Source organism: Streptomyces sp. NPDC001393 (assembly GCF_053597455.1).
This window is the reverse complement of the sequence record NZ_JBSFIH010000005.1, coordinates 1-22,118: the sequence shown is the minus strand read 5'-3', so window position 1 is coordinate 22,118 and position 22,118 is coordinate 1. Positions and strand designations below refer to the sequence as shown.

The following is a 22,118-nucleotide window of genomic DNA, read 5'->3' as shown; positions in this document are numbered from 1 at the left end:
TCGTGAGCGGAGCCACGGGCGCCGGATCGGCCGGTACCCCCACGGGTACGGAAACGGACGGCGGCGGCCGTGGCTCCGCCGCGCACGGGGCGGGCGCGGGAAGTGCGAGCGACCCGCACACGACCAACCTGAAGCCGGTGCAGGCGTCCGCGAAGGACTCCGCCGGCACGTCTGGATCCCAGGGGGGAACTGTGACGGACACCCGAGGTCCGGCCGCGGCCGGCGAGGCGCAGTCGTCGTCTCCCCTCCCCGGGGAGCGGCGCCCGGAGCAGCCCTCCGGGCCGTACCACCCGCCGCAGGCCTATCCGGCGCAGACCCCGGCCGGCGCGGTACGGCGGCCGCGTACGGGCGCTCGTACGGCGCCGCGCACCCGTAAGGCACGGCTGCGGGTGGCCAAGGCCGACCCGTGGTCGGTGATGAAGGTCAGCTTCCTGCTCTCCATCGCGCTCGGCATCTGCACGATCGTCGCCTCGGCGGTGCTGTGGATGGTCCTGGACGCGATGGGCGTGTTCTCGACGGTCGGCGGCACGATCTCGGAGGCGACCGGCTCGAACGAGGCGAACGGCTTCGACCTCCAGGCTTTCCTGTCGCTCCCCCACGTTCTGACGTTCACGACGATCATCGCGGTCATCGACGTGGTCCTGGCCACGGCGCTCGCGACCCTGGGTGCGTTCATCTACAACCTCTCCGCGGGCTTCGTGGGCGGCATCGAGCTGACCCTGGCGGAGGACGAGTGAACCGACGTCCAGCGCGCTGGTGACAGCCCCTCGACAACCGATTTTGGGACTGACGTGGTCGTGCGCTAATCTTCAGGAGTCAGCGCGCGGGACACACCGCAGAGCGCGGCGGGGCTATAGCTCAGTTGGTTAGAGCGCATCCCTGATAAGGATGAGGCCACAGGTTCAAATCCTGTTAGCCCCACAGTACGAAGACCCCCGGTCCGGATGGATCGGGGGTCTTCTTCGTGTGCGGGGTGTCAGCGAGTGGCGGGCATGAAAAGGCCCGACCGCTGGCGACGGGGGATGCACCAGCGATCGGGCTGTGGCCAAGGGTAACAAGCCTGGGCGCCTTGTGGGGGCAAGTCGGTCGGGAATAAGTCAGGTTGGCCGATCAGTGACCGCACGGAGGGTCGTAGGAGAGACGGGGCAGGTACTCGTGCCACTTCTGCGGGCTCAGTACGCCGCGGGTGACCGAGCAGATGTGATCGATCGCCGCGGCGGGGTCCAGGCTCCACAGGCGGACCGTGTCCGTGCCGCTGGAGAGCCCGAGGACGTTGCTCCGGCTGAACGACAGGAAGGTGCCGGACCTGGCATTGGGGCTCATCGACTGGCCGATGGGGGTCGCCGAGGCGGGGTCGCCGACGTCCCACAGCCGGACCGTGTCGTCGTTGCCGCCGCTGGCCAGAACATGCCCGTCCGGGCTGAACGTCAGCAGCTTGACCGCCTCGGTGTGCCCGGTGAGCGGCGCGCCGAGCGCTGTTGCCGAGGCGGGGTCGGTGACGTTCCACAGCCGGACCGTGTCGTCGTCGCTGCCGCTGGCCAGAACATGCCCGTCCGGACTGAACGCGATCGCGTTGACCGGTCCCGAGTGGTCCGTGAGCCGGCCGAGCGCGGTCGGCCGGGCCGGGTCGGCGACGTTCCAGAGGCGGACCGTGCTGTCCGCGCTGCCGGAGGCGAGGGTCCGCCCGTCGGGGCTGAAGGTGATCGCGTTGACGTAGCCCCGGTGGCCCGTCAGCGGCTTGCCGAGCGCGGTGGGGTGCGCGGGGTCGGTGATGTCCCACAGCTGGATGGTGGTGTCGTCGTAGGCGGTGGCCAGGGTGCGGCCGTCCGGGCTGAAGGCGAGCGTGGCCGGCCCCGCGAAGCGCGTCCGCAGGGCGATGGGCGAGCCGGCGACGACCGGGTGGGAGGGATCGCCGACGTTCCACAGATACACCGTGTGGTCGTAGGTGAGGACGGCGAGGACGCGGCCGTCGGGGGAGAACCGCAGCGAACGATGGCCGGCGTCCCCCCGCATGAACGGCTTGCTCAGCAGCACCGGCCGGTCGGGCCGCGTCACGTTCCACAGCCGGAGCCTGCCGTCCCGCGCCGCCGTGCCCAGCACCCGTCCGTCCGGCCGGAACGCGCCGGTGCGGCCGACGATGTCCGAGGTCGGCAGCGACCACAGACGCACCTTGCTGTCGCCGCTGCCGGTGGCGAGGGTCCGCCCGTCGGGGCTGAACCCCAGGGCGTACATCTCCCCGCTGCTGCCCGCGAGGGGCTCCCCGACCTGTGAAGGGGACGAGGGGTCGCTGACGTTCCACAGGCTCGCCGTGCTGTCCGCGCTCGCGGCGGCGAGCCTGCTGCCGTCCGGGCTGAAGGCCACCGACCAGATCGGCCCGGTGTGCCCGGCCAGCGGTGAGCCGAGCGGGGACGGGTGGGCGGGGTCGGTGACGTTCCACAGCCGGATCGTGTCGTCCGCGCTGCCGGAGGCGAGGGTGTGCCCGTCCGGGCTGAACGCCACCGAGTGCACGAGGTCCGTGTGGCCCTTCAGCGCGGTGCGGTACGGCTTCGGATGGCGCGGGTCGGCCAGGTTCCACAGCAGGATCGTGTCGTCGTCACCGCCCGCCGCGAGGGTGTGCCCGTCGGGACTGAACGCGAGCCCGCGCACCGCGGCGCTGTGCCCGCGCAGGGCGCCGAGGGCACTCGGGCGGCGCGGGTCGGCCACGTTCCACAGCCGTACCGTGTGATCTTCGCCGGCCGAGGCCAGGGTGCGTCCGTCGGGGCTGAAGGCGATCAGGTAGATCGTGCCCCGGTGGCCGGCGAGCGGCGTGCCGAGCGGCTTCGGGTGGGCGGGGTCGGTGACGTCCCACAGCCGGACCGTCCCGTCGTCGCCGGCGCTGGCGAGGGTGTGTCCGTCCGGGCTGAAGACGGCGCTGCTCACCCAGCTGGTGTGGCCGGTCAGAGGTGTGCCGAGCGGTTTGGGCCGGCGCGGGTCGGCCACGTTCCACAGCCGGACGGTCCGGTCGTAGCTGGCGGTGGCCAGTGTTCTGCCGTCGGGGCTGAAGGACGTGAGGTAGACGGCACCGGTGTGGCCGGACAGGGGGGTGGCCAGCGGCGCGTTCACGATCGAGAGCAGTCTGCTGTACGTGCCCTCGTCGTCCGGGCGCAGATGGTGGGCGACCAGGTCGAGCTGGGCGGCCAGGGACGGATCCGTGCGCTGGACCCGGTCGGCCTCGGCGAGCACCTGCTCGAAGACGGCGTCGTCCCGCTGCTGCCAGGCGATCACCGCCGAGCCGCCCGCGACCAGGGCCAGCACGACCAGCGCCGCCACCGCGGCCCGGCTGAGCCACACCGTGCGCTTGCGCAGCCGTACCGCCGCGGCCAGGAACTCCACCGCGCTGCGGGTCAGATACGTGTCTCCGGCCGACCGTGCCCAGGTGCGCGCCTGGTCCAGCCGGGAGCCCCGGTAGAGCAGCGAGCTGTCCCGGTCCGAGTCCTCCCAGGCCCGGCCGTCCTCCTCCAGCCGCTGGCGCAGCAGCTGGTCGCCCCGGTCGTCGTCGATCCAGTGCCGCAGCCGGGGCCAGGCGTGCAGCAGCGCCTCATGGGTGATCTCCACGGTGTCCGCGTCCAGCGTCACCAGCCGGGCCCGTACGAGGGCCTCCAGGGACTCCTCCGTCTTGCCGGGGTCCGCCGACTCCTCCGCCAGCTGTCGACGGGTGCCGCGCCGCCGGGTGGCCTGAGTGTCCTCGCCCAGCCGGACGAGGCGCAGCAGGAGCAGCCGGGCTGCCGTACGGGCCGCGGGGTCCAGCCCCGACCAGGCGCGCTCGGCGGTCGCCGCGACCGCCCCCTGGATCCCGCCAGCCGCGCGATAGCCGGCCAGCGTCAGCCGTCCGGCCTTGCGGCGCTGCCAGGTGGCGAGCAGGGCGTGCGAGAGCAGCGGGAGCACACCCGCGTCGTGTGCCCCGCGCGGCCCGTCGGCACTGACCTCGCGGACGATCAGCTCGGCGAGCCCCGGTTCCAGCTCCAGGCCCACCGCCTTGGCCGGACCGGTCACCGCCTCGCGCAGCTCGGTGCCGGTCAGCGGGCCGAGCACCATGTGCCGGTGCTGGAGGGCGTCGGCGAGTTCGGGGTAGCCGAGGCACTGCTCGTAGAAGTCGGCGCGGATGCCGAGGACGACGAGCACCGGGGCGGGCTCGCCCGAGCCGACGGTCGGGGTGCAGGCGGCGTGCAGGAGCTGGATGAACGTACGCCGGTCCGCTTCGTCGGAGCAGAGGGTGAAGGCTTCCTCGAACTGGTCCACGACGACGACAGGGCGGCAACGGCCGGCCGTCTCGCGGTGGGCCCACGCGGACACGGCCTCGCGGGCCGCTCGGGCCACCCCGGGGGAGTCGGAGCCGGGAACCGCCGGATCCTCCGTGGCCTCCTGTTCGGCTCGGCGCGCGGCGGCGGCGACGGTGCTGAGATCGGGGATACGGCGAACCAGCTCACCGAGGGGGTCGGTACCGGGGACGAGGTGCAGGACGCAGTCGGCGGCGGCTTCCTCGGGAGCCTGGGGTGCGGCGCTCGTGCGCGGTATGCCGGTGCCGGGCCCGTCGCGCAACGCGCCGCCGCGTACGGCGGGGACCAGGCCGGCGTTCAGCAGGGAGGACTTCCCCGCTCCCGAGGCGCCGACCAGCATCACCAGGCCCCCGGTTCGCTCGGCGGCGCGGAGCTGGGTGATGAGCGCGCTGGTGCTCCGTTCGCGGCCGAAGAACCACCGGGCGTCCTCCTGCCGGTAGGGGGCGAGCCCCCGGTAGGGGCAGACGCCTCCGGTGACGGACGGGGCCTGGGCGGGAGGCTGCCGGTTCTCCTCGGCGGGCGGCGGGGGCCGGTCGCCCACCGGGTCGGCCAGCGCGCGCTCCCACAGCCGCTGCCAGTGTGCGAGGTCGTACAGGCCTGTGGAGACCGGAGCGGTCCGCAGCCGCCGTGCCTCCGGGATCAGGATGTGCAGCACCGCCGCGAGGGCGGTGAACTGGGCCGGCACGTTCCTGGCCCGGCGCCAGTCGCTGATCCGCTGCGCGGACACCCGCACGGGCCGCCCGCGCTCGTCGACCCGCTGCAGCCGTACGACCGCCTCGGCGACGCTCTTGAGGGGAGGGTTTCCAGCCTCCTTGTACAGCAGCGCAAGGCGCTCGGCGAAAGCTGTGCGTGCCCCTGAGTCGGAACTCAAGGTCCCACCCCTTACTTCCCCCCGCATCTCGATGTCCGGACCGGAAAACCCACCCTATACGGCTGACCTGCGGATAAGCGGCGGACCGGAGGTCACGGTCTCCTCGCCGTGGGCAACAGATGGCAGGATCCGGACCCGGTAGCGGATCCGTCACACACTGTCCGAACAGGCCACGGCCCCGTGCTCGGACAGACAGCCCTGAGCATCGAAGGATCTCGGCCAACTTCGATCGAAGGTCGGCCCTCTGAATCGGCTCCCTTCTTCGACCCGTGCCGAGCCGACGCGGCACAGGTCGATACCTCGCACCGTCCGGCACCGGTCCCCACGAGGGGAGGGACCGGTGCCGGACGGGCCGGGGCATGGGTGGGCCTGGTGACGTTTCACGTGAAACATCGCTCACATGGCGTGCGCCGGTCGGCCGCGAGGGTGGCGGCCTGGGATGTTGCCAGTGCCGCGCGCAGGGCGGCGGCGGAGGCGGTGCCGGTCGCGGATCATGTGGGCGAGGCTGTGGTGACGGCTCCGTCCCGCGCCGCGGCCACCTGCGCAGCCAGTGCCGCGGTGGCGGCGGCGTTGCGGGCGCAGCGGGCGTCCGCGGCGGGGTCGGGGGCGGACACGGTGAGCGCGGCGAGCGACTCGGCCGACAGGCGCAGCGCATGGGCGGCACGGTCGACGGGGTTCCTTGGGACGACCTCGGCCGCGTCCTGGCCGACACCGGCATACCGGCACGCGGCGACCGCACGGTCGTAGGCGCTGTGCGCGGGGCCCCGTGGAGCCTGCGCAGCGCCTCGGCCTCCTGCGCGACCGCTCCGGGCGCCGCTTCTTCCCGTCCGCTCATCCTCGGCCTCCCCTCCTGTTCCAGGCGGCCTGGATATCTGACGGTACGTCAGATATGGTCTCCCGTCGGCGACTGTTCCCGAAGGTGAGCGTCCCGTTCCCGAAGGGGTGAGTGTCATGCACAAGCGTCCCCCGTGCCCGCGGCCTCCCGGTGTTCCGCGCTGGGTCGCGATGTTCCACCAGCCCGCACACGACTCCTGGACGGTGGGCGCCGAGTCCCCCGACCGGGCTCCCGTGCTGTACGCCGTCGGAGACATGACCCAGACCGTGCGGGCGCGCGGCGAGGAGGTGACGGTCGCGTTGTGGGGGCCCAAGGACGGCGGCTGGCACCTCTTCGACGCGCCGGCCGGCAGGGCGTCCGCGCCCGCCCCGGCCACCTCGGCCGACCGGCCCGCGCCCGGCGCCGGCGAACCGGCCAAGCTGGCGGAACGCATGACGGACCGCCGGCACCAGGTGCTCATGGCCGGCCTGAGCAAGGCGGGCCTGTACGACCTGAGCGCCGAGGACGGCAAGGCGGTGCGGACGATGGCCGACCTGCTCGACGAGCCCACGGTCCGCCGGGTGGCCCACTGGCTCTCGGTCGCGGGCGGGGGGCGGTAGCGCGAGCGGGACCGGTGCGGCGAGCGGGCGATGGCGGGAAGGGGATCGTTCGGCGGGCGGTGGCGCGAACAGGGCCGGTTCGGCGGGCGGTTCGCCGGGAAGTGACGTCCAGGAAGCCGCCGTCCAGGACTGGAGGACGCATGAAGGTCTCCGTCGACCGCTCCCTCTGCTATGGCTCTGCCGAGTGTGCGCACCGGGCGCCGGCCGTGTTCGCGTTCGAGGACGGCTACGGCGTCGTACGGCCCGGCCGTGAGGGGGCCGCCGACGACCCGCAGGTCCAGGAGGCGGCCGAGAAGTGCCCCTCGCAGGCGATCGTGCTCACGGAGTAGACAACCCCTACGCACGCATGGAGTGGCTCACGTGGTGGACGACGTGCCGGCGGGCCCGGCCGGATAGGACCACCTGAAGTCGGCCAAGGCGCGGGCGCGAGCCTCGGCGATCGCCATCCGGGCCGTGCGCTCGACGGGGTCGACATGGGACGCCTGGCCCGTGACCTGGCCCTCCCACTTGCGGTACAGCAGGCCGTCCTCCGCCGAGAACCAGCCGCGGCTCACCGCGTCCAGCGCCAGCAGCAGGCCCGTGTCCTCGGACGCGGGCAGGGCCATCCAGCCGCCGAGCGCGATGAGCAGCTCGCGCCGGACGCACAGGGTCGCCGGATGGACCGGTGCGCGGAAGTCGTTCCGCTTCCAGTGATCGAGCACGACACCGCGTTCGAGCGGGCCGTCGTCCGGATCGCCCGGGAAGCCCACCGTCGAGCCGTCCGGCAGCAGGTCGAGGGCCCGGGAGGTCGTCCAGCCGACGCTGCGGTGCTCCTCCAGCACGGCCACGTCGCGGGCCAGCGCGCCCGGCGTGAGCAGGTCGTCGGCGTCCAGGACCTTCACGTACGCGCCCCCGGCGCGGGCCAGCGCGATGGTGCGGGCGACTCCGGGCCCGCCCGGCCGGCCCCGGCCGAAGCTCACGCGCGTGTCGTCCGGGACGTACGGGCGGACCTCGTCCGTCGTACCGTCCTGCTGGATCACCCACTCCCACTCCCAGTCGCCGGGGAGCCGCTGCTCGCACAGGGACGCGTAGGCGTCCGGCAGGAAGCGTGCAGAGGGGCCGTGGACAGCGGTGACAACGGTGACGAGCCGGGTCACGGCAGCGCTCACCACCTTTCCGGGATCGTTGGACGCATGGTCCGGGATCGTTGGACGCGTGATCGGTCCGCCGGTCATGGTTCCAGGTGAGAAAGCGCGAGACCCCCGGCCGTACCCGGCCGGGGGTCTTCCGTGTCGACTGTTGCGTACGCAAGTCGCCGTGTTGTCGAGACGTTGCGGTACTGCGTGGGGACGGGGCTCAGCAGTCGAGCCTGGCCGTCGAGGGCCCTTCGGGGGTGGTCGCGCTGTCCGTCTGGGTTTCGGTGAGGGGGCGGTGGCGGCAGCTGGGGGACTTTCCGTGGGCCTCGGCCCGGATCCGCTGCTTCATCGTGGGGGGCAGGGCACTGGCATGGGATCGTGACCAGTGACGTGGTGCCGGGATCGTCGGGACCGTCGGGATGGTCCGGTGTGCGGTGCCGGTGCTCGAGCCCTCGTTCCTGGGTGCGGCCGCCGCGGTCGTGGCGGCCGTGGTGGTGACGAGTCCGAGCGCGGTGCACAGCGCGAGGAATGCGGTGACGATGGCGGTCCACAGCTTCATGACCTTGTTCTGGGTCATGGCCCCTCACTTTCGGGTTGGGCGATTTGCGTACTTTGTTCATGATGTGTATGCGGCTCGCGAAGTGGTGGACCGACGCCCGTGGCGCGTCGATGTTCCGATGAACACCACCCGGATGGCCGCAAGAGGGCCGGAAAACCCCAAAACCTGGTGAGGGTGAGCGAAGGGGGAGCAAAGTAACCGTCCGTGGAGGTGTGATCACCCTCCGATCGGAATGGCGCCCGACCTGGCCTATTGCGCTGCCGGAGGCGGGAGTTGGGGCCGGACGCAGATCACCGATCGATATCGGTCGGTGTGTATAGTCGGGCGCCAGAGGTCCCCTACGTCAAGGAAAGACGAGGTCGCGCGGTGAAGAAGCTGCTCCTGGTCGCACTGGCCGCCATCGGCGGGCTCCTCGTGTACCGCCAGATCCAGGCGGATCGCGCCGAGCAGGATCTGTGGACGGAGGCGACTGACTCCGTGCCCACGGGTTCGTGAGTGCCGATACCAGAATCTGAACCAGGCCCCGACCGTCCTTCGCGGTCGGGGCTTTGTGTTGCCCGCGGTTCCGTCCGTGTGTTGCGGGGGCTCGCGGGGTGCTGTAGACGCCGGGCCGTGCCCCACCGGGCGTTGCCGTGCGTTTCGGACGGCCGTCCACGTTGCCCGGATGGCGCACGGCCGTACGGGGCAGGATGGAGCCCGGTCCGGTACGACTGGGGAGGGCGGGCACGTGTACGACTGGGGAGGGCGGCACGTGCGGGAGCGAGGGCGGCGCACGCCGTGGTGGCGGTGCCAGGGGCCCCGGGCGGTCACCGGCGCCCTGCGGACGGCCCTGCTGTCCGGGTTGTGCGCGCTGCTCGTCCTGCCGGGGGGTACGGCGGCCGCGTACGGGAACGCGACCGCCGCCGAGAACGGGTCGCCGCAGTCGTACGCCTTCACGCCCGGCGCCAGAACCGTCGCGGGCGCGACCGAGGCCGCGACGGCCCCACGACTGGACGCGGGCCGCACCTACCGCAGCACCCTTGCGAAAAACGGCACGCTCTACTACCGGCTCGAACTCGGGGCCGGCGACACGGCCTACGTCCCCGTCACCGCCGTACCCCCGCCGAACGCCACCGTCTCCGCCACCGACGGCATCAGCGTGTCGGTCCAGGACGCCACCGGAACGCCCTGCTCCTTCGCGGGCGCCCGCTTCGGCGCCGGGCACAGCCCGCGTCCGGTCACCGCGCTGGGGCAGCGGGAGACCGGCAAGGCGCTGTGCCAGGGCCGGGGGGCGTACTACGTGGTCGTCCGACGCCTCGACGACCAGGGCGCCGGTACGGCCGCCCCGGCACCGCGCTGGGACCTGGAGATCGCACCCGTCACCGAACCGCGTACGGCGCGGGCCGGGGCCACCTCCGCGCCGCAGGCCTGGGACTCCGCCACCCCCGAGCCGCTCACCGGTGAGCCCCGCGACCGGCCCGGCGGCGCCGGGTTCGCCTCCGCGAGCCCGCTGGGCCAAGGCGTCTGGCAGACGTCCCTCGTGCCCGGCGAGACGCGGTTCTACAAGGTGCCGGTCGACTGGGGCCGACAGCTCCACGCCTCCGCCGAACTGGGCGGCGCCGCCGGTCACGGCTATGTCGGCGGTGCCCTGAACCTCTCCGTCTACAACCCCGTCCGCGGCTACGTCGAGGACACCGGCCTCGGCTACACCGGCACGCCGAGCCCCGCCGTGCTCGACCCGCTCCCGCCGGTGGAGTACGCCAACCGCTACGCCGTTCTGGCCGGGGTGACCTCCGTCCGCTTCGCCGGCGACTACTACCTGGTGCTGCATCTCAGCGAGCAGATGGCCGGCACGTTCGGGCGGGGGCCCTTCCGGGTGACCCTGAGGGTCCGGGTGGCCGGGCGGGCGCACGCCGGACCGGAGTACGCCGGGCGGCCCGTGCCCGGGGAGGTGTTCACGGTCACGGAGCAGGACCGGGACGCGGCCCTCACCGGGAACACCGCCGCCGGGGACGACCCCGTGATGAGGCTGGTCGCGATCGGCGGGATCGGCCTGGGCACCGTGCTGCTGCTGGTGCTCGCCGGCTGGACGGTGACCGCGCGCCGGACCCAGCGGGCCCAGGGGGTTCAGGGGGTTCAGGGGGTTCAGACGCGGGTCAACGCCCAGAAGCCCACGGCGTAGCAGGCCAGCGCCAGCAGCAGGATCGGGATCGCGACCTTGGCCGGTGGCCCGGGCCGCCGATTCCGCCTGGCCCGGCGGGCTCCGCGCCCGTGCGCGGGCACGCTCGCGATCGGCTGAGCGGGAAGGGGAACCTGCGCGTCCTGAGCGGTGTACGAAGCAGTGGAGGCATCGACACGAGGCCCCGCCATCGCGCCGGGGGAGGGCACGGAGCTCCAGGCGGTGTGCGGAGTTCGGGGAGTGTGCAGGGCTTGGGGAGCGAGCGGAACTCCGGGAGCGGGCGGAACTCGGGGAGTGTGCGGGCTGTCGCTCTGGGAGCCGATGTACGGCTCGTGGAGGGGGAGTTGAGGGGAGTGAGAAGGAAGAGAGGGGGGCTGGAGTTGTTGGACGGGTGAGGGGTCCTGGGGCGGCGGCAGACGGAAGCTGCCGGTGTCCGAGAGCGAGCCGGTGCCCGCGTCGGCGCCCGTGTCGTCGGCCGGTTCCAGGGCGACTCCGGAAGCCTTCCTGAGGGGGCCGTCGGGGCCGAACCCGTCCGGAAGCGGGCCGAGTTGGTCGAAGATCTCGATCAGCTCGTCGTCGGGCTCGGGCTCCGGCAGGAGTTCCGCCGCCGAGGCGAGCGCCTTGCGCGCACCCGTGGCGGTGCGGAAACGCGCGGCCGGGTCGGGCTGGAGCAGGGTGGCCACGACCTGCCACAGCGGTTCCGGGATGCCCTTGGGCGGCCCGGGCGTCCCGTTCTCCATGAAGTGCTGCACGAGCGCCTTGGCGTCAGGCTTGGCGCCTTCGAGGAGATACAGTGCGACCAGGCCCACGGCGAACAGGTCGGCGGGAAAGTCGGGTTCGGCACCGAGCATCTGCTCGGGGGCGAGATAGCCGGGCGTGCCCACCACGAGGTTGGTCTCCGTCAGGCGGGGCTCGCCGAGCCGCATGGCGATGCCGAAGTCGGACAGCCGCAGCCGTGGCCGCCCGGTCCCGGTCGCCTCGAGGAGGACGTTGGCGGGCTTGATGTCCCGGTGGATGACGTCCTCGGCATGCACGGCGGCGAGACCGGACAGGAGCTGGTCGAGCAGGGTGCACACGAATGCCGGAGGCAGCGGGCCGTAGTCGCCGACGAGATGGACCAGGGAGCCGCCGGCCACCAGGTCCATGGTGAAGAGCACCTTGTCGTCGTCGGCGGCCCAGCTGGCCGGGGCGAGGACATGGGGGTGGTCGATCCGCAGGGCCTGCTCCCGCACGAAGCGCAGCAGGGAGTGGGCGTCACGCTGCTGGAGCACCTTGGCCGCCACATAGCGCCGTCGGCGATGGTCCCAGGCACGCCATACCGCGCCCACGCCCCCGCGTCCGATCGGGTCGGCCAGCTCGTACCGGCCGGCGAACACCTCACCCATGGCAGCCCATCGCTCCTCCCCGGAACCCGCGCCGGTCCCCCCTGCCCCCCTTGTTTCCCCGCTCCCCCGGTTCATACCGACTCCCCCGTGACGAGCGATACCACCCCGCCCACGCTCATGGATCGGTCTCCCTCCGCAGACCGGCATCCCGCGCTCAGCCGCCCCTCACCGGACTCGGCCCCGGCCCGGCCCCGGACCCCCCCTCCGCGGACCGGGCCGTGGGTCCTAGTTCTGGTGGGACTGGTAGTGCGCGACGGCGTCGGAGGTGCGGCCGGCGCCGTAGACGCGGAGGAACTCCGCCAGCTCGGGATGGCTCGGCGCGAGGCTGTCCGCGGCGTCGATGATGTCGCCCGCGGCCGCCACCGAGCGCAGCAACGACTGGATCTCGCGGACCACCCGCTTGACCGTCGGCGCCCCCGAACCGCTCGTGGTCTGGGTGGTGTTGTTGAGCACAGAGCCCCCCTGAGACTTCTTGATCTCGTCCATGCGCTCGGTCGCCTCGGCGGCGCTCACACTGCCGTCCGCGACCTGCGCCGCCAGCTCCTGCAGCAGCTGCACCCGCTGCACCACAGCAGGATTGCCGATCTTCGCGCGCTGGCCGCTCATCAGCTGCGAGAGCATCGGAGCGGACAGCCCCAGGACCGCCGCGAGACGGGCCTGGTTGAGCCCGAGATCGTCGATGAGCTTACGGAAGAGCGCCCCCAACGGCTCCCCGTACCAGTTCCGCTGCAGCTCCCGCGCTCTGGCGGTGGCTTCCTGCTGTGCGGCGTCCATTGCGTCTCCCCATCGCTTTCCCCTGAAAAACCGCGCGGTTCGCTGTAGCGAACCACGTCGAGCATCTTACGGAGCGTGGTCATTCACGGGGACCCCCAATCTTTTTGCGGGATACCGGGGGTGACCCGGTACTCTGGTCTGCGGCGCCCACCGGAACGCGACTTTTCCGGCCGGACGCTGCTTCCCGGGGCCTTAGCTCAGTTGGTAGAGCGCCGTCTTTGCATGGCGGATGTCAGGGGTTCGACTCCCCTAGGCTCCACCCCGAAATGCCTCCTGACCTGCGAGAACACAGGTTCGGGAGGCATTTTTCGTGCGCAGGCCGCCGCCTGTGCCCATCGTCCGGGTGCGGTTTCACGTGAAACGGGCCGTGGGCGGCGAGTGTCAACTCGACCTGCCCACGGCCCATGTGACGACCGGCGGTAGGTGATCGTGTCCGGTGCTCCGGAGGCGCTGCTACTGGTCGTCCTGGTCTGCGGCGTCCTCCTCCGCCTGCTTCGCCTGGACCTCGGGGTCCAGGGCCGAGGTGCCGCTGCCGTCCACCGAGCCGAGCCGGCCGCCCGACTCCGGTACCTCCGTCGCGGCCGGCGGCTCGACCAGCCAGTCGGGGTTGGCCTGCTTGTCCCACCACTTCCAGGCCGCGACGGCACCACCGGCCAGCACGGTGAGCAGGGCCAGCGTCTTCACAGCCCGGCCGGCCCGGCACCGGCGCTCGTTCCGGCGGGCCAGCTTCTGGATGTCCTCCGCCGAGACCTGACCACGCAATGCGGCCAGGGCGGCAGCGCCGCGCGCGGCGGCCTCCTCGCGGACCGGAGCGGTCGCGGCCACGGCCTGCTCGATCCTCGGACGTGAGTACTCGGCGGCCTGACGCGAGTATTCGGCGGCCTGCCGGGCAGCCTTACGGGCGCGGACGGCGGCCTCCTGCGCCGCCAGGTCCACCTTCGGCGGCACATGCGCACGAGCCTGCTCCAGACGCGGGGCGAGCCGGGCGTCGTACTGCACGCGGGCCTGTTCGGCGGCCTGCGACACCACGGGCGCCAGCCGTACGCGTGCCTCCTGCGCGTAGAGCGCGGCACGCTCCTTGGCCGTGTCGGCGTAGGGCGCCACCACTTCCGCGGCGTGCAGCACGCTGTCCTTCGCCGAGCCGGTCGCGGCGCGCACGCTGTCGATGCGGGTCACGGGTTCCTCCTCCTCGGTGGCGTACGGTATTTCGACTTTCCACCCTTTTACGGATCATGCCTGCCAACGGTGCGCGCGGCATGCGAGGGCGGGCATATGGGTGCCCATTGCTCGCTTCGGCGCGATTCCGGGTGAATCCCGGGCAACCCGATCCTGCCGTCGACACTGCCACGAATCGCTGCCGAGCGCTGCCTTCCGGGCGGAACTCGTGGCCGCCGGGCGACGTACGAGCCCGACCGTGCGAGGATCGGGGAGTCACAGGAAGACAACGGAAGGCAGATCGTGGCCGAGCAGCTTTACGCCACCCTGAAGACCAACCACGGCGACATCGAGGTCAAGCTTTTCCCGAACCACGCGCCGGAAACGGTCAAGAACTTCGTCGAGCTGGCGCAGGGCGAGCGCGAGTGGACCCACCCCGGCACGGGTGAGAAGAGCAGGAAGCCGCTCTACAACGGCACGATCTTCCACCGTGTCATCAGCGGCTTCATGATCCAGGGCGGCGACCCGCTGGGCAGCGGCATCGGCGGCCCCGGCTACAAGTTCGGGGACGAGTTCCACCCGGACCTGTCCTTCAACAAGCCGTACCTGCTGGCCATGGCCAACGCCGGCCCGGGCACCAACGGCTCGCAGTTCTTCATCACCGTCGCCCCGACGACGTGGCTGAACCGCAAGCACACCATCTTCGGCGAGGTCACCGACCCGGCCAGCCAGAAGGTGGTCGACGCCATCGCCGCCGTGCCCACCGGCCGCAACGACCGCCCGGTCAACGACGTCAAGATCGAGTCGGTCGTCGTCGAGAAGCGCGAGGGCTGAGCCCACCGCTTCCCGGAGCACCCGCAGGACGGCACCGGAACGTCCCACAGCGACACACCCGAACGTCCCGCAGGGAACCAAACGCCCCGCTCGTCCGTACCAAGGATGAGCGGGGCGGGGCATTGCCGGGGCAGTCCCACGAGGAGCAAGGGGAACCGATGGACCACGCCGAAGGCAGCACGCAGAACGCCGCCCACCGCGTGCCCGTGTGCTACCGGCACCCGGACCGTGAGACCGGTGTGCGCTGCACCCGCTGCGAGCGCCCCATCTGCCCCGAGTGCATGGTCAGCGCCTCGGTCGGCTTCCAGTGCCCCGAATGCGTGCGCGGCGGCAGCGGCACCGGACACGCACCGACCGCGTCCCGGCCGCGCACGATCGCCGGCGGCACGGTCACGGCCGACCCGCGGCTGCTCACCAAGGTGCTGATCGGCGTCAACCTCGCCGTGTACCTGGTGCAGATGGCCGTGGGCAACAGCTTCACCGACCACTTCGAACTGATCGGCCGGGCCCAGTTCTCCCTGTTCGGCCCGGTCGAGGGCGTCGCCGAGGGGCAGTACTACCGCCTGCTGACCGCGATGTTCCTGCACGGCGGCTACGCCCACATCCTGTTCAACATGCTCAGCCTGTGGTGGATCGGCGGCCCCCTGGAAGCAGCCCTCGGCCGCGCCCGCTACCTCGCGCTGTACTTCGTCTCGGGCCTGGCGGGCAGCGCGCTCACCTATCTGATCGCCGACCCCAGCCAGCAGTCCCTCGGCGCCTCCGGAGCGATCTTCGGCCTCTTCGGCGCGACCGGCGTGCTGATGCGCCGGCTCAACTACGACCTGCGCCCGCTCGTCGCCCTGCTGGTGATCAACCTGATCATCACCTTCACCCCGGCCATGCACATCGCCTGGGAGGCCCACATCGGCGGGCTGGTCGCCGGTGTCGCCGTCGGCTATGCGATGGTCCATGCCCCGCGCCGGCGGCGGACGCTGGTCCAGTACGGCGCCTGTGCCGTCGTACTGGCTGTCGTGGTGGTGCTCACGCTGGTCAGGACCGCTCAGCTCACCTGATACCGAACCGTTGTCCACAGGGCGTGTCGGATCTTGTGCACGGTGTGCGGGCACAGCTGTGCCCCCTGTCGCTCGGATGCGTTTCCGCAGGTCGGACAGGGGGCGAACAGAAGTGCGGGGGCCGGTAGGCCAGTCACACCGGCGTCAATGCCCGATGAGTTATCCACAGATCGTAGTTTCTTTTCCCCAGGGAGACTGTGGACAGCATCCCTGGCCTGTGGATAACTCAGCGGACAGCCGTGGGCAGAGCTATTTCCGCCGCTACTTCCACTGGGTGGAGACGGCGAAGCCGGCGGCGATGAAGCCGAAGCCGACCACGATGTTCCAGTTGTCCAGCGCATTGATGGGCAGCGAGCCGTCGGTCACATAGAAGACGACGATCCAGGCCAGGCCGATGATGAACATGGCCAGCATGACAGGCGCGACCCAGCCGCGGCTGTTCAGCTTGATCGCCTGCGCCTGCGCCTGCTTCGCCGGCGGCGGCGTGTAGTCGGCCTTCTTGCGGATACGTGACTTCGGCACGAGGGTCTCTCCTGTCGATGCGCTGCGTGGCCGCGCAGGTAACCGGTTCGGGGCTCGGGGGCAGCGTACAAGCGGCCAACATGGCGACTCTGTGTGCTCCCCCGGGCGTCCGTTAGCGTAGTGCTTCCGTGGCGCCGAAGGAGATAAGGGTACGTTGAGCAATTCTGCCGACTCCCCCGGGACACAATCAACGGGCTCCGGCCCTGGCCGCGGCCTGCGTGTCCGCCCCGCGCGGATCCTCACGGCGGCCGTCTTCGCCCTCGCGGGACTGATCTTCTTCACCAGCTTCAACACGGCCAAGGGCACCGACATCCGTCAGGACGGCTCCCTGCTGAAGTTGTCCGACCTGATCCAGCAGCGCAGCCGCAAGAACAAGGGGCTGGACGAGTCCAACGCGGCGCTGCGCGGGAGCGTGGAGGCCCTCGCCGAGAGCGACGACGGCAGCAGCAAGGCGCAGGACCGCAGGCTCAGCGGGCTGGAGAAGAGCGCCGGCACCCAGCAGCTCACCGGCCACGCCATCACCGTCACTCTCAACGACGCCCCGCCCAACGCCACCGCCAAGCTTCCGGGCTACCCCGAGCCGCAGCCCGACTACCTGGTCATCCACCAGCAGGACCTGCAGGCCGTGGTGAACGCGCTGTGGCAGGGCGGCGCCCAGGGCATCCAGGTCATGGACCAGCGGCTGATCTCCACCAGCGCGGTGCGCTGCGTCGGCAACACGCTGATCCTCCAGGGCCGGGTCTACTCACCGCCGTACAAGATCACGGCGGTCGGTGATCCGGACAAGCTGCAGCAGGCGCTCGCGGCCAGCAAGGCGATCCAGACGTACATGGTGTACGTCAACGTCTACGGCCTCGGCTGGAAAGTGACCGACGACGGGACGGTGACTCTTCCGGGCTACTCGGGCACAGTGGATCTGCACTACGCGAAGCCCGTGCAGTAACCAGCCATCCGTCAGCCGTCCGCCAGCCATCCGCCACGGAGGCGCCGGTGCGCGTGATCGTCCGGACCGTCAGCGAGCTGTGCATCACCGTCGGCACTCTGATCGTGCTCTTCGTCGCCTATGTGCTGTTCTGGACGGGGGTGCGGGCCGACGGCGCCATGAACGACCAGATCGACCAGCTGCACCGGCAGTGGTCGCAGGGGAGGCTGCAGCCGACGGCGTCGTCCGGCGGGCAGACGTCGGTCCCGGGCGAGCAGACGGTCTCCGCGACGAAACCGGAGCCGTACCACTACGGCAAGGCCTTCGCGATCATGTACATCCCACGGCTCGGTTTCACGTGGAACAAGCCGGTCCTGGAAGGCACCGGCCGGGACGTGCTGGCGAAGGGGCTCGCCCACTACCAGGGGACCGCGCAGCTCGGCCAGGTGGGCAACTTCGCGGTCGCCGGTCACCGGCGCACCTACGGCGACCCGTTCCTGGACTTCCCGAAGCTGCGGCCCGGGGACGCCGTCGTCCTCACGGACGGGACGACCTGGTTCACGTATCGGATCGACAAAGGGCCCTACAAAACGGTGCCGACGGACGTTGAGGTGATCGACCCTGTGCCACGTAAGTCGGGGTATGCGCGTCCGGGCCGGTATCTGACGCTGACCACGTGCGATCCGGAATGGGGGCACAGCCACCGGCTGATCGTCTGGGCGCACCTGGACTCCACACAGTCTGTGGAGGCAGGCGAACCGAAGGCTCTGCGCCGTTAGTCTGGTGGCGTACGGCGTGAGTCAGGTGCCGTGGGGATACGGAAGGAACGGCATGTACGGCTGGATCTGGCGGCATCTGCCGGGAAACGCGTGGGTGAAGGCGCTGATCTCCCTCGTCCTGGTCCTGGCCGTGATCTACGTCCTCTTCCAGTACGTCTTCCCGTGGGCCGAACCGCTGCTGCCCTTCAACGATGTGACGGTGGACAACCAGTGAGTGCGCGGATTCTCGTCGTCGACAACTACGACAGCTTCGTCTTCAACCTCGTCCAGTACCTCTATCAGCTGGGTGCCGAGTGCGAGGTGCTGCGCAACGACGAGGTGTCGACGGCGCATGCCCAGGACGGGTTCGACGGGGTGCTGCTCTCGCCCGGGCCGGGAACGCCGGAGGAGGCGGGCGTGTGCGTGGACATGGTCCGCCACTGCGCGTCCACCGGCGTGCCGGTGTTCGGGGTGTGCTTGGGCATGCAGTCGATGCAGGTGGCGTACGGCGGTGTGGTGGACCGGGCGCCGGAGCTGCTGCACGGCAAGACCTCGCTGGTGGAGCACGAGGGCAAGGGCGTCTTCGCGGGCCTGCCCTCGCCCTTCACGGCGACCCGATACCACTCGCTGGCCGCCGAGCCCGCGACGGTCCCGGCCGAGCTGGAGGTGACCGCGCGCACCCATGACGGCATCATCATGGGCCTGAGGCACCGTGAACTGCCCGTCGAGGGCGTCCAGTTCCACCCCGAGTCGGTGTTGACCGAGCACGGGCACCGGATGCTGGCCAACTGGCTGGTGGAGTGCGGCGACGAGGGCGCCGTGGCGAGGTCGACGGGGCTGGCCCCGGTGGTGGGCAGGGCCACGGCGTGACCGCGCTGCGCCCGGAGCGCGAGACCGATGCCTCGTACGGGGATCAGTCGTACGAGGCTTCCGGTGCGCTTGGGGACTGGGGCGCGGCGGGCGCGGTGCCCCGAGGTCCGTACGGGCAGCCGTACGAGGAGCATGAGAATCACGAGGAGTCGTACGGTCGGCCGTATCCGCTCGTCCCGGACGACGAGACCATGGCGCTGCGGATCCCCGAGCCGTCGCCGGGCCTAGAGAGGGGGCACCGCGGCGCCTCTGGGGCCCCGTCAGGCTCATCCGCCACTCCTGGTGCGGTCGGCGGCCGTGCGGCCCGCAGAAAGGCCGCCAAGCGCCGTGGCGGGCGTCATGGCGCCGGACGGGAGGCGGCATCCGCTCAGACGGCAGAGAACGCGGAGCCCGGCCGGCCGCTGTCCCGGGTGGAGGCACGGCGGCAGGCGCGGTTGCGCAAGCCGAGCCCGGGCGTCATCGCGAGCCGGGCGATCGGTGAGGTGTTCATCACCACCGGCGTGCTGATGCTGCTGTTCGTCACCTACCAGCTGTGGTGGACCAACATCCGTGCCCACGCGCAGGCGGGCAGCGAAACGCATCAGCTCCAGAACGACTGGGCGAGCGGCAAGCGCAACCCGGGGGTCTTCGAGCCGGGGCAGGGCTTCGCCATCCTGCACATCCCCAAGCTGGACGTGGTCGCGCCGATAGCGGAGGGCGTCAGCAAGGAGAAGGTCCTCGACAAGGGCATGGTCGGGCATTACGGCGAGCCCCCGCTGAAGACGGCGATGCCCGATGCCAAGACCGGCAACTTCGGTCTCGCCGCCCACCGCAACACGCACGGCGAACCGTTCCGGTACATCAACAAGCTCAAGCCCGGTGACGCGGTCGTGGTCGAGACGCAGGACACGTACTTCGTGTACAAGGTGACCTCGACGCTGCCGGTGACCTCGCCGTCCAACACGAGCGTGCTGGACCCCGTCCCGAAGGGCTCGGGCTTCACCCAGCCCGGCCGCTACATCACCCTCACCACCTGCACGCCGGAGTTCACCAGCAAGTACCGGCTGGTCGTCTGGGGCAAGATGGTCGAGGAACGCCCGCGCAGCAAGGGCAAGCCGGACGCGCTGATCGAGTAGGGCATCAGCATCAGCAGGGCTGAAGCGAGCAGGGCTGAAGCGAGCAGGGCTGAAGCGAGCAGGGCTGAAGCGAGCAGGGCTGAAGCGAGTAGGGGCAGAGGAAACTGTGGCAGCGACCGCCGACGACACCGAAGAACACACGGACGCGTCCGACACACGTCGGGCCCGGCGCGGCCGGCGTCCCGGCCGGATCGCGGCGGCGGTCAGCGTCCTCGGTGAACTCCTGATCACCGCAGGCCTGTTGCTCGCCCTCTTCGTCGTCTACTCCCTGTGGTGGACGAACGTGATAGCGGACCGCAAGGCGGACAAGGAGGCCGACAAGGTCCGCCGGCAATGGGCTCACGCGACCAGCTCCGCTCCGGGCGCGCTGGACACCAAGGACGGCATCGGCTTCCTGCACGTTCCGTCCATGAAGAACGGCGTGGTCCTGGTCAAGAAGGGCACGAGCACGGACGTCCTCAACGACGGCGTGGCCGGCTACTACACGGATCCGGTCAGGGCAGCGCTCCCCATGACCGGCAAGGACGGCAACTTCACCCTCGCCGCGCACCGGGACGGGCACGGCGCGAAGTTCCACAACATCGACAAGGTGAAGAAGGGCGACCCGATCGTCTTCGAGACGCGGGACGACTGGTACGTCTACAAGGTCTTCTCGATCCTCCCGGAGACCTCGAAGTACAACGTCAAGGTCATCGACCAGGTCCCGAAGGAGTCCGGCAGGAAGAAGCCGGGCCACTACATCACCCTGACGACGTGCACACCCGTGTACACCTCGGAGTACCGGTACGTGGTGTGGGGCGAGCTGGTCCGGGTGGAGAAGGTGGACAGCAAGCGGACGCTGCCGAAGGAGCTGCTGTGACCGCTGCTCCGGGACGGCCGACGCCGTCCCGGAACCCCACGTCTCCCTGGTCGTAATCCGTCCGGAGAACAGAAGGGTCCGCCCGGAACTCCGGTTCCCGGGCGGACCCTTCTGTCGGTGGAGGTGTCAGCCGCCCACGCCTCCGAAGAGGTTGGTGCCGCCGTTACCGCCATTGCCGCCGTTTCCACCGTTGCCACCCTGGCCCACGGTGATCAGGTTGACCGGGGTGCCCTGTTGGACCGGCGTGCCCGGGGTCGGGTTCGAGGCGAAGACGATCGCGTTGTCGTCCTGGGAGCCCTGGATGTTGCCGACCTGCAGACCGGCCTGCTGGAGCATCGCCTTGGCGTCCTTGAGCTTCTGGCCCTGGATGCCGGGGACCTGGACCTGGCCGGTGTTCTGGGCCTTGCCCACACTGATCGCGATCGGCGTGTTCTTGGCGACCTGCTGGCCCGCGGCCGGGTTGGTGCTCTGCACCTTGCCGTCCTGGGTGGGGTCGGTCACGGGTACGTCGGTGCAGGTCGGCGCCAGACCCAGCTGCGTCAGCTCGGCCTTCGCGTCGTCGCAGGACTTGCCGACGACATCGCTGGGGACGGTGACCTTGTCCTCCGCCTTGGCGACCGTGAGCGTGATCACGGTGCCCTTCTGCTGGTTCGAGCCGCCCTTCGGATCCTGGTCGATGACCACTCCGGCCGGCCGGTCCGACACCTGGGTCTTCTCCTCGACCTTGAAGCCCTTGTCCGTCAGCTGGGACTGGGCCTGGTCGAACTGGATGCCACGGACGTCCGGTACCTGGACCTTGGGCGCGCCCGTCGAAACCACCAGGTTGACGGTGCTGCCCTTGTCGACCTTGGTGTCCTTCGCGGGGTCCTGCGAGCAGACATTGCCCTTGGGCTGGTCGTCGCAGGTCTTCCGGGTGACCGACACCTTCAGGTCGACGTTGTCGGCCATGTTCCTGGCCGTGCTCAACGGCTGGCCGACGAACGTCGGCACCGGCACCTGGCCGTTGCCGGTGTTGCCGCCGCTGGCGACCCACTTCCCGATCAGAATGGCGCCGATCAGGACCAGGACGCCCGCGACCACCAGGAGGATCGTGGAGGTGTTGGACTTCTTCTGCTGGCCCCGGCCGCGGCGGCCGGGGCCCTCGTCGTAGCCGTAGCCGCCGTCGTCCGGGTTCATCGGCGGGAGCATGCTGGTCGCCCCCGCGCCGGCGTCCGGGCGCAGGGCCGTCGTCGGCTGGTCGTCGGGGTAGCCGCCGTAGCCCACCGCGCCCATCGCGGCGGTGGCCGCCACCGGCTGGCCGTCCAGGCAGGCCTCGATGTCGGCGCGCATCTCGTCGGCCGACTGGTAGCGGTAGTTCGGGTCCTTGACCAGCGCCTTCAGGACGATCGCGTCCATCTCGGGCGTGATCTCGGGGTCGAA

The 22,118-nt window shown here is 70.9% G+C and carries 22 protein-coding genes and 2 tRNA genes; 15 read left to right on the top strand and 9 right to left on the bottom strand.

All coding sequences use genetic code 11. From position 1 onward, the window contains the following. Positions 1–2 precede the first annotated feature (2 nt). Both ACWC2T_RS08345 and ACWC2T_RS08340 read left to right on the top strand, forming a co-directional pair. Positions 3–737: a DUF3566 domain-containing protein gene (locus ACWC2T_RS08345; RefSeq protein WP_388764287.1), complete on the top strand. Its 735-nt coding sequence runs from the start codon at positions 3–5 to the stop codon at positions 735–737. Positions 738–847: 110 nt separating this feature from the next. After that, positions 848–921 (top strand) — tRNA-Ile (locus ACWC2T_RS08340). 189 nt (positions 922–1,110) lie between these two features. Here the strand turns inward: ACWC2T_RS08340 and ACWC2T_RS08335 are convergent. Both ACWC2T_RS08335 and ACWC2T_RS08330 read right to left on the bottom strand, forming a co-directional pair. Next, positions 1,111–5,214: an nSTAND1 domain-containing NTPase gene (locus ACWC2T_RS08335; protein WP_450669622.1), complete on the bottom strand. Its 4,104-nt coding sequence runs from the start codon at positions 5,212–5,214 to the stop codon at positions 1,111–1,113. A gap of 464 nt (positions 5,215–5,678) precedes the next feature. Continuing rightward, positions 5,679–5,801, bottom strand: a complete 123-nt coding sequence (locus ACWC2T_RS08330) for a hypothetical protein (protein ID WP_450669621.1) — start codon at positions 5,799–5,801, stop codon at positions 5,679–5,681. Between the two features lie 337 nt (positions 5,802–6,138). Between ACWC2T_RS08330 and ACWC2T_RS08325 the strand changes: the two genes are divergently transcribed. Together ACWC2T_RS08325 and ACWC2T_RS08320 are read left to right on the top strand one after the other, a co-directional pair. Then, positions 6,139–6,621, top strand: a complete 483-nt coding sequence (locus tag ACWC2T_RS08325) for a hypothetical protein (protein ID WP_450669620.1) — start codon at positions 6,139–6,141, stop codon at positions 6,619–6,621. A gap of 140 nt (positions 6,622–6,761) precedes the next feature. Further along, a complete protein-coding gene (locus ACWC2T_RS08320; RefSeq protein ID WP_450669619.1) occupies positions 6,762–6,950 on the top strand; it encodes a ferredoxin in 189 nt (62 codons plus the stop codon). 27 nt (positions 6,951–6,977) lie between these two features. On the opposite strand, the gene ACWC2T_RS08315 is transcribed toward ACWC2T_RS08320, so the two are convergent. Further along, positions 6,978–7,769, bottom strand: a complete 792-nt coding sequence (locus tag ACWC2T_RS08315; RefSeq protein WP_450669618.1) for a glycosyltransferase family 2 protein — start codon at positions 7,767–7,769, stop codon at positions 6,978–6,980. Positions 7,770–7,956: 187 nt separating this feature from the next. Next, positions 7,957–8,313 carry a DUF6344 domain-containing protein gene (locus tag ACWC2T_RS08310; protein WP_450669617.1) on the bottom strand — a complete coding sequence of 119 codons (357 nt, stop codon included), beginning with the start codon at positions 8,311–8,313 and terminating at the stop codon, positions 7,957–7,959. Between the two features lie 348 nt (positions 8,314–8,661). On the opposite strand from ACWC2T_RS08310, the gene ACWC2T_RS08305 reads away from it, so the two are divergent. Continuing rightward, positions 8,662–8,790, top strand: coding sequence for a DLW-39 family protein (locus ACWC2T_RS08305; RefSeq protein ID WP_003999697.1), 129 nt, complete (start codon positions 8,662–8,664; stop codon positions 8,788–8,790). Positions 8,791–9,046: 256 nt separating this feature from the next. Beyond that, positions 9,047–10,456, top strand: a complete 1,410-nt coding sequence (locus ACWC2T_RS08300; protein ID WP_450669616.1) for a hypothetical protein — start codon at positions 9,047–9,049, stop codon at positions 10,454–10,456. On the opposite strand, the gene ACWC2T_RS08295 is transcribed toward ACWC2T_RS08300, so the two are convergent. After that, positions 10,420–11,838 (bottom strand): protein kinase domain-containing protein, encoded by a 1,419-nt coding sequence (locus ACWC2T_RS08295; protein WP_450669615.1) that lies wholly within the window; start codon positions 11,836–11,838, stop codon positions 10,420–10,422. The two genes, ACWC2T_RS08300 and ACWC2T_RS08295, sit on opposite strands and share 37 nt — an antisense overlap. 225 nt (positions 11,839–12,063) lie before the next feature. Next, a complete protein-coding gene (locus ACWC2T_RS08290; RefSeq protein WP_351217327.1) occupies positions 12,064–12,612 on the bottom strand; it encodes a helix-turn-helix domain-containing protein in 549 nt (182 codons plus the stop codon). A 186-nt stretch (positions 12,613–12,798) separates the two neighbouring features. Here ACWC2T_RS08290 and ACWC2T_RS08285 point away from each other — a divergent pair. Next, positions 12,799–12,871, top strand: a tRNA-Ala gene (locus ACWC2T_RS08285). A gap of 194 nt (positions 12,872–13,065) precedes the next feature. Here the strand turns inward: ACWC2T_RS08285 and ACWC2T_RS08280 are convergent. Then, on the bottom strand, positions 13,066–13,788 hold the full coding sequence (locus ACWC2T_RS08280; RefSeq protein ID WP_450669614.1) for a DUF5324 family protein: 723 nt from the start codon (positions 13,786–13,788) through the stop codon (positions 13,066–13,068). A gap of 282 nt (positions 13,789–14,070) precedes the next feature. Here ACWC2T_RS08280 and ACWC2T_RS08275 point away from each other — a divergent pair, with 282 nt between their 5' ends. Together ACWC2T_RS08275 and ACWC2T_RS08270 are read left to right on the top strand one after the other, a co-directional pair. Next, positions 14,071–14,601 (top strand): peptidylprolyl isomerase, encoded by a 531-nt coding sequence (locus ACWC2T_RS08275; RefSeq protein WP_450669613.1) that lies wholly within the window; start codon positions 14,071–14,073, stop codon positions 14,599–14,601. Between the two features lie 158 nt (positions 14,602–14,759). After that, positions 14,760–15,653 (top strand): rhomboid family intramembrane serine protease, encoded by an 894-nt coding sequence (locus ACWC2T_RS08270; RefSeq protein WP_450669612.1) that lies wholly within the window; start codon positions 14,760–14,762, stop codon positions 15,651–15,653. A 261-nt stretch (positions 15,654–15,914) separates the two neighbouring features. On the opposite strand, the gene crgA is transcribed toward ACWC2T_RS08270, so the two are convergent. Further along, positions 15,915–16,175, bottom strand: coding sequence for a cell division protein CrgA (gene crgA, locus ACWC2T_RS08265; protein WP_450669611.1), 261 nt, complete (start codon positions 16,173–16,175; stop codon positions 15,915–15,917). Positions 16,176–16,329: 154 nt separating this feature from the next. Here crgA and ACWC2T_RS08260 point away from each other — a divergent pair, with 154 nt between their 5' ends. The 6 genes from ACWC2T_RS08260 (at position 16,330) to ACWC2T_RS08235 (ending at position 20,699) form a co-directional block, all read left to right on the top strand. Continuing rightward, the gene (locus tag ACWC2T_RS08260) at positions 16,330–17,118 is read left to right on the top strand and encodes a DUF881 domain-containing protein (protein ID WP_450669610.1); all 789 of its coding nucleotides are present in this window, start codon (positions 16,330–16,332) and stop codon (positions 17,116–17,118) included. A gap of 47 nt (positions 17,119–17,165) precedes the next feature. Further along, positions 17,166–17,876: a class E sortase gene (locus tag ACWC2T_RS08255; RefSeq protein WP_450669609.1), complete on the top strand. Its 711-nt coding sequence runs from the start codon at positions 17,166–17,168 to the stop codon at positions 17,874–17,876. A gap of 52 nt (positions 17,877–17,928) precedes the next feature. Beyond that, positions 17,929–18,090: a hypothetical protein gene (locus ACWC2T_RS08250; RefSeq protein ID WP_351217312.1), complete on the top strand. Its 162-nt coding sequence runs from the start codon at positions 17,929–17,931 to the stop codon at positions 18,088–18,090. Next, a complete protein-coding gene (locus ACWC2T_RS08245) occupies positions 18,087–18,725 on the top strand; it encodes an aminodeoxychorismate/anthranilate synthase component II (RefSeq protein WP_351217310.1) in 639 nt (212 codons plus the stop codon). Before ACWC2T_RS08250 ends, ACWC2T_RS08245 begins: the two co-directional genes overlap by 4 nt. Next, positions 18,722–19,840 carry a class E sortase gene (locus ACWC2T_RS08240; protein ID WP_450669608.1) on the top strand — a complete coding sequence of 373 codons (1,119 nt, stop codon included), beginning with the start codon at positions 18,722–18,724 and terminating at the stop codon, positions 19,838–19,840. Before ACWC2T_RS08245 ends, ACWC2T_RS08240 begins: the two co-directional genes overlap by 4 nt. A gap of 106 nt (positions 19,841–19,946) precedes the next feature. Next, positions 19,947–20,699 carry a class E sortase gene (locus tag ACWC2T_RS08235; RefSeq protein ID WP_450669607.1) on the top strand — a complete coding sequence of 251 codons (753 nt, stop codon included), beginning with the start codon at positions 19,947–19,949 and terminating at the stop codon, positions 20,697–20,699. 126 nt (positions 20,700–20,825) lie between these two features. Here the strand turns inward: ACWC2T_RS08235 and ACWC2T_RS08230 are convergent. After that, positions 20,826–22,118, bottom strand: a 1,293-nt coding sequence (locus ACWC2T_RS08230; protein WP_450669606.1) for a PASTA domain-containing protein, incomplete at its 5' end; no start/stop codon positions are given.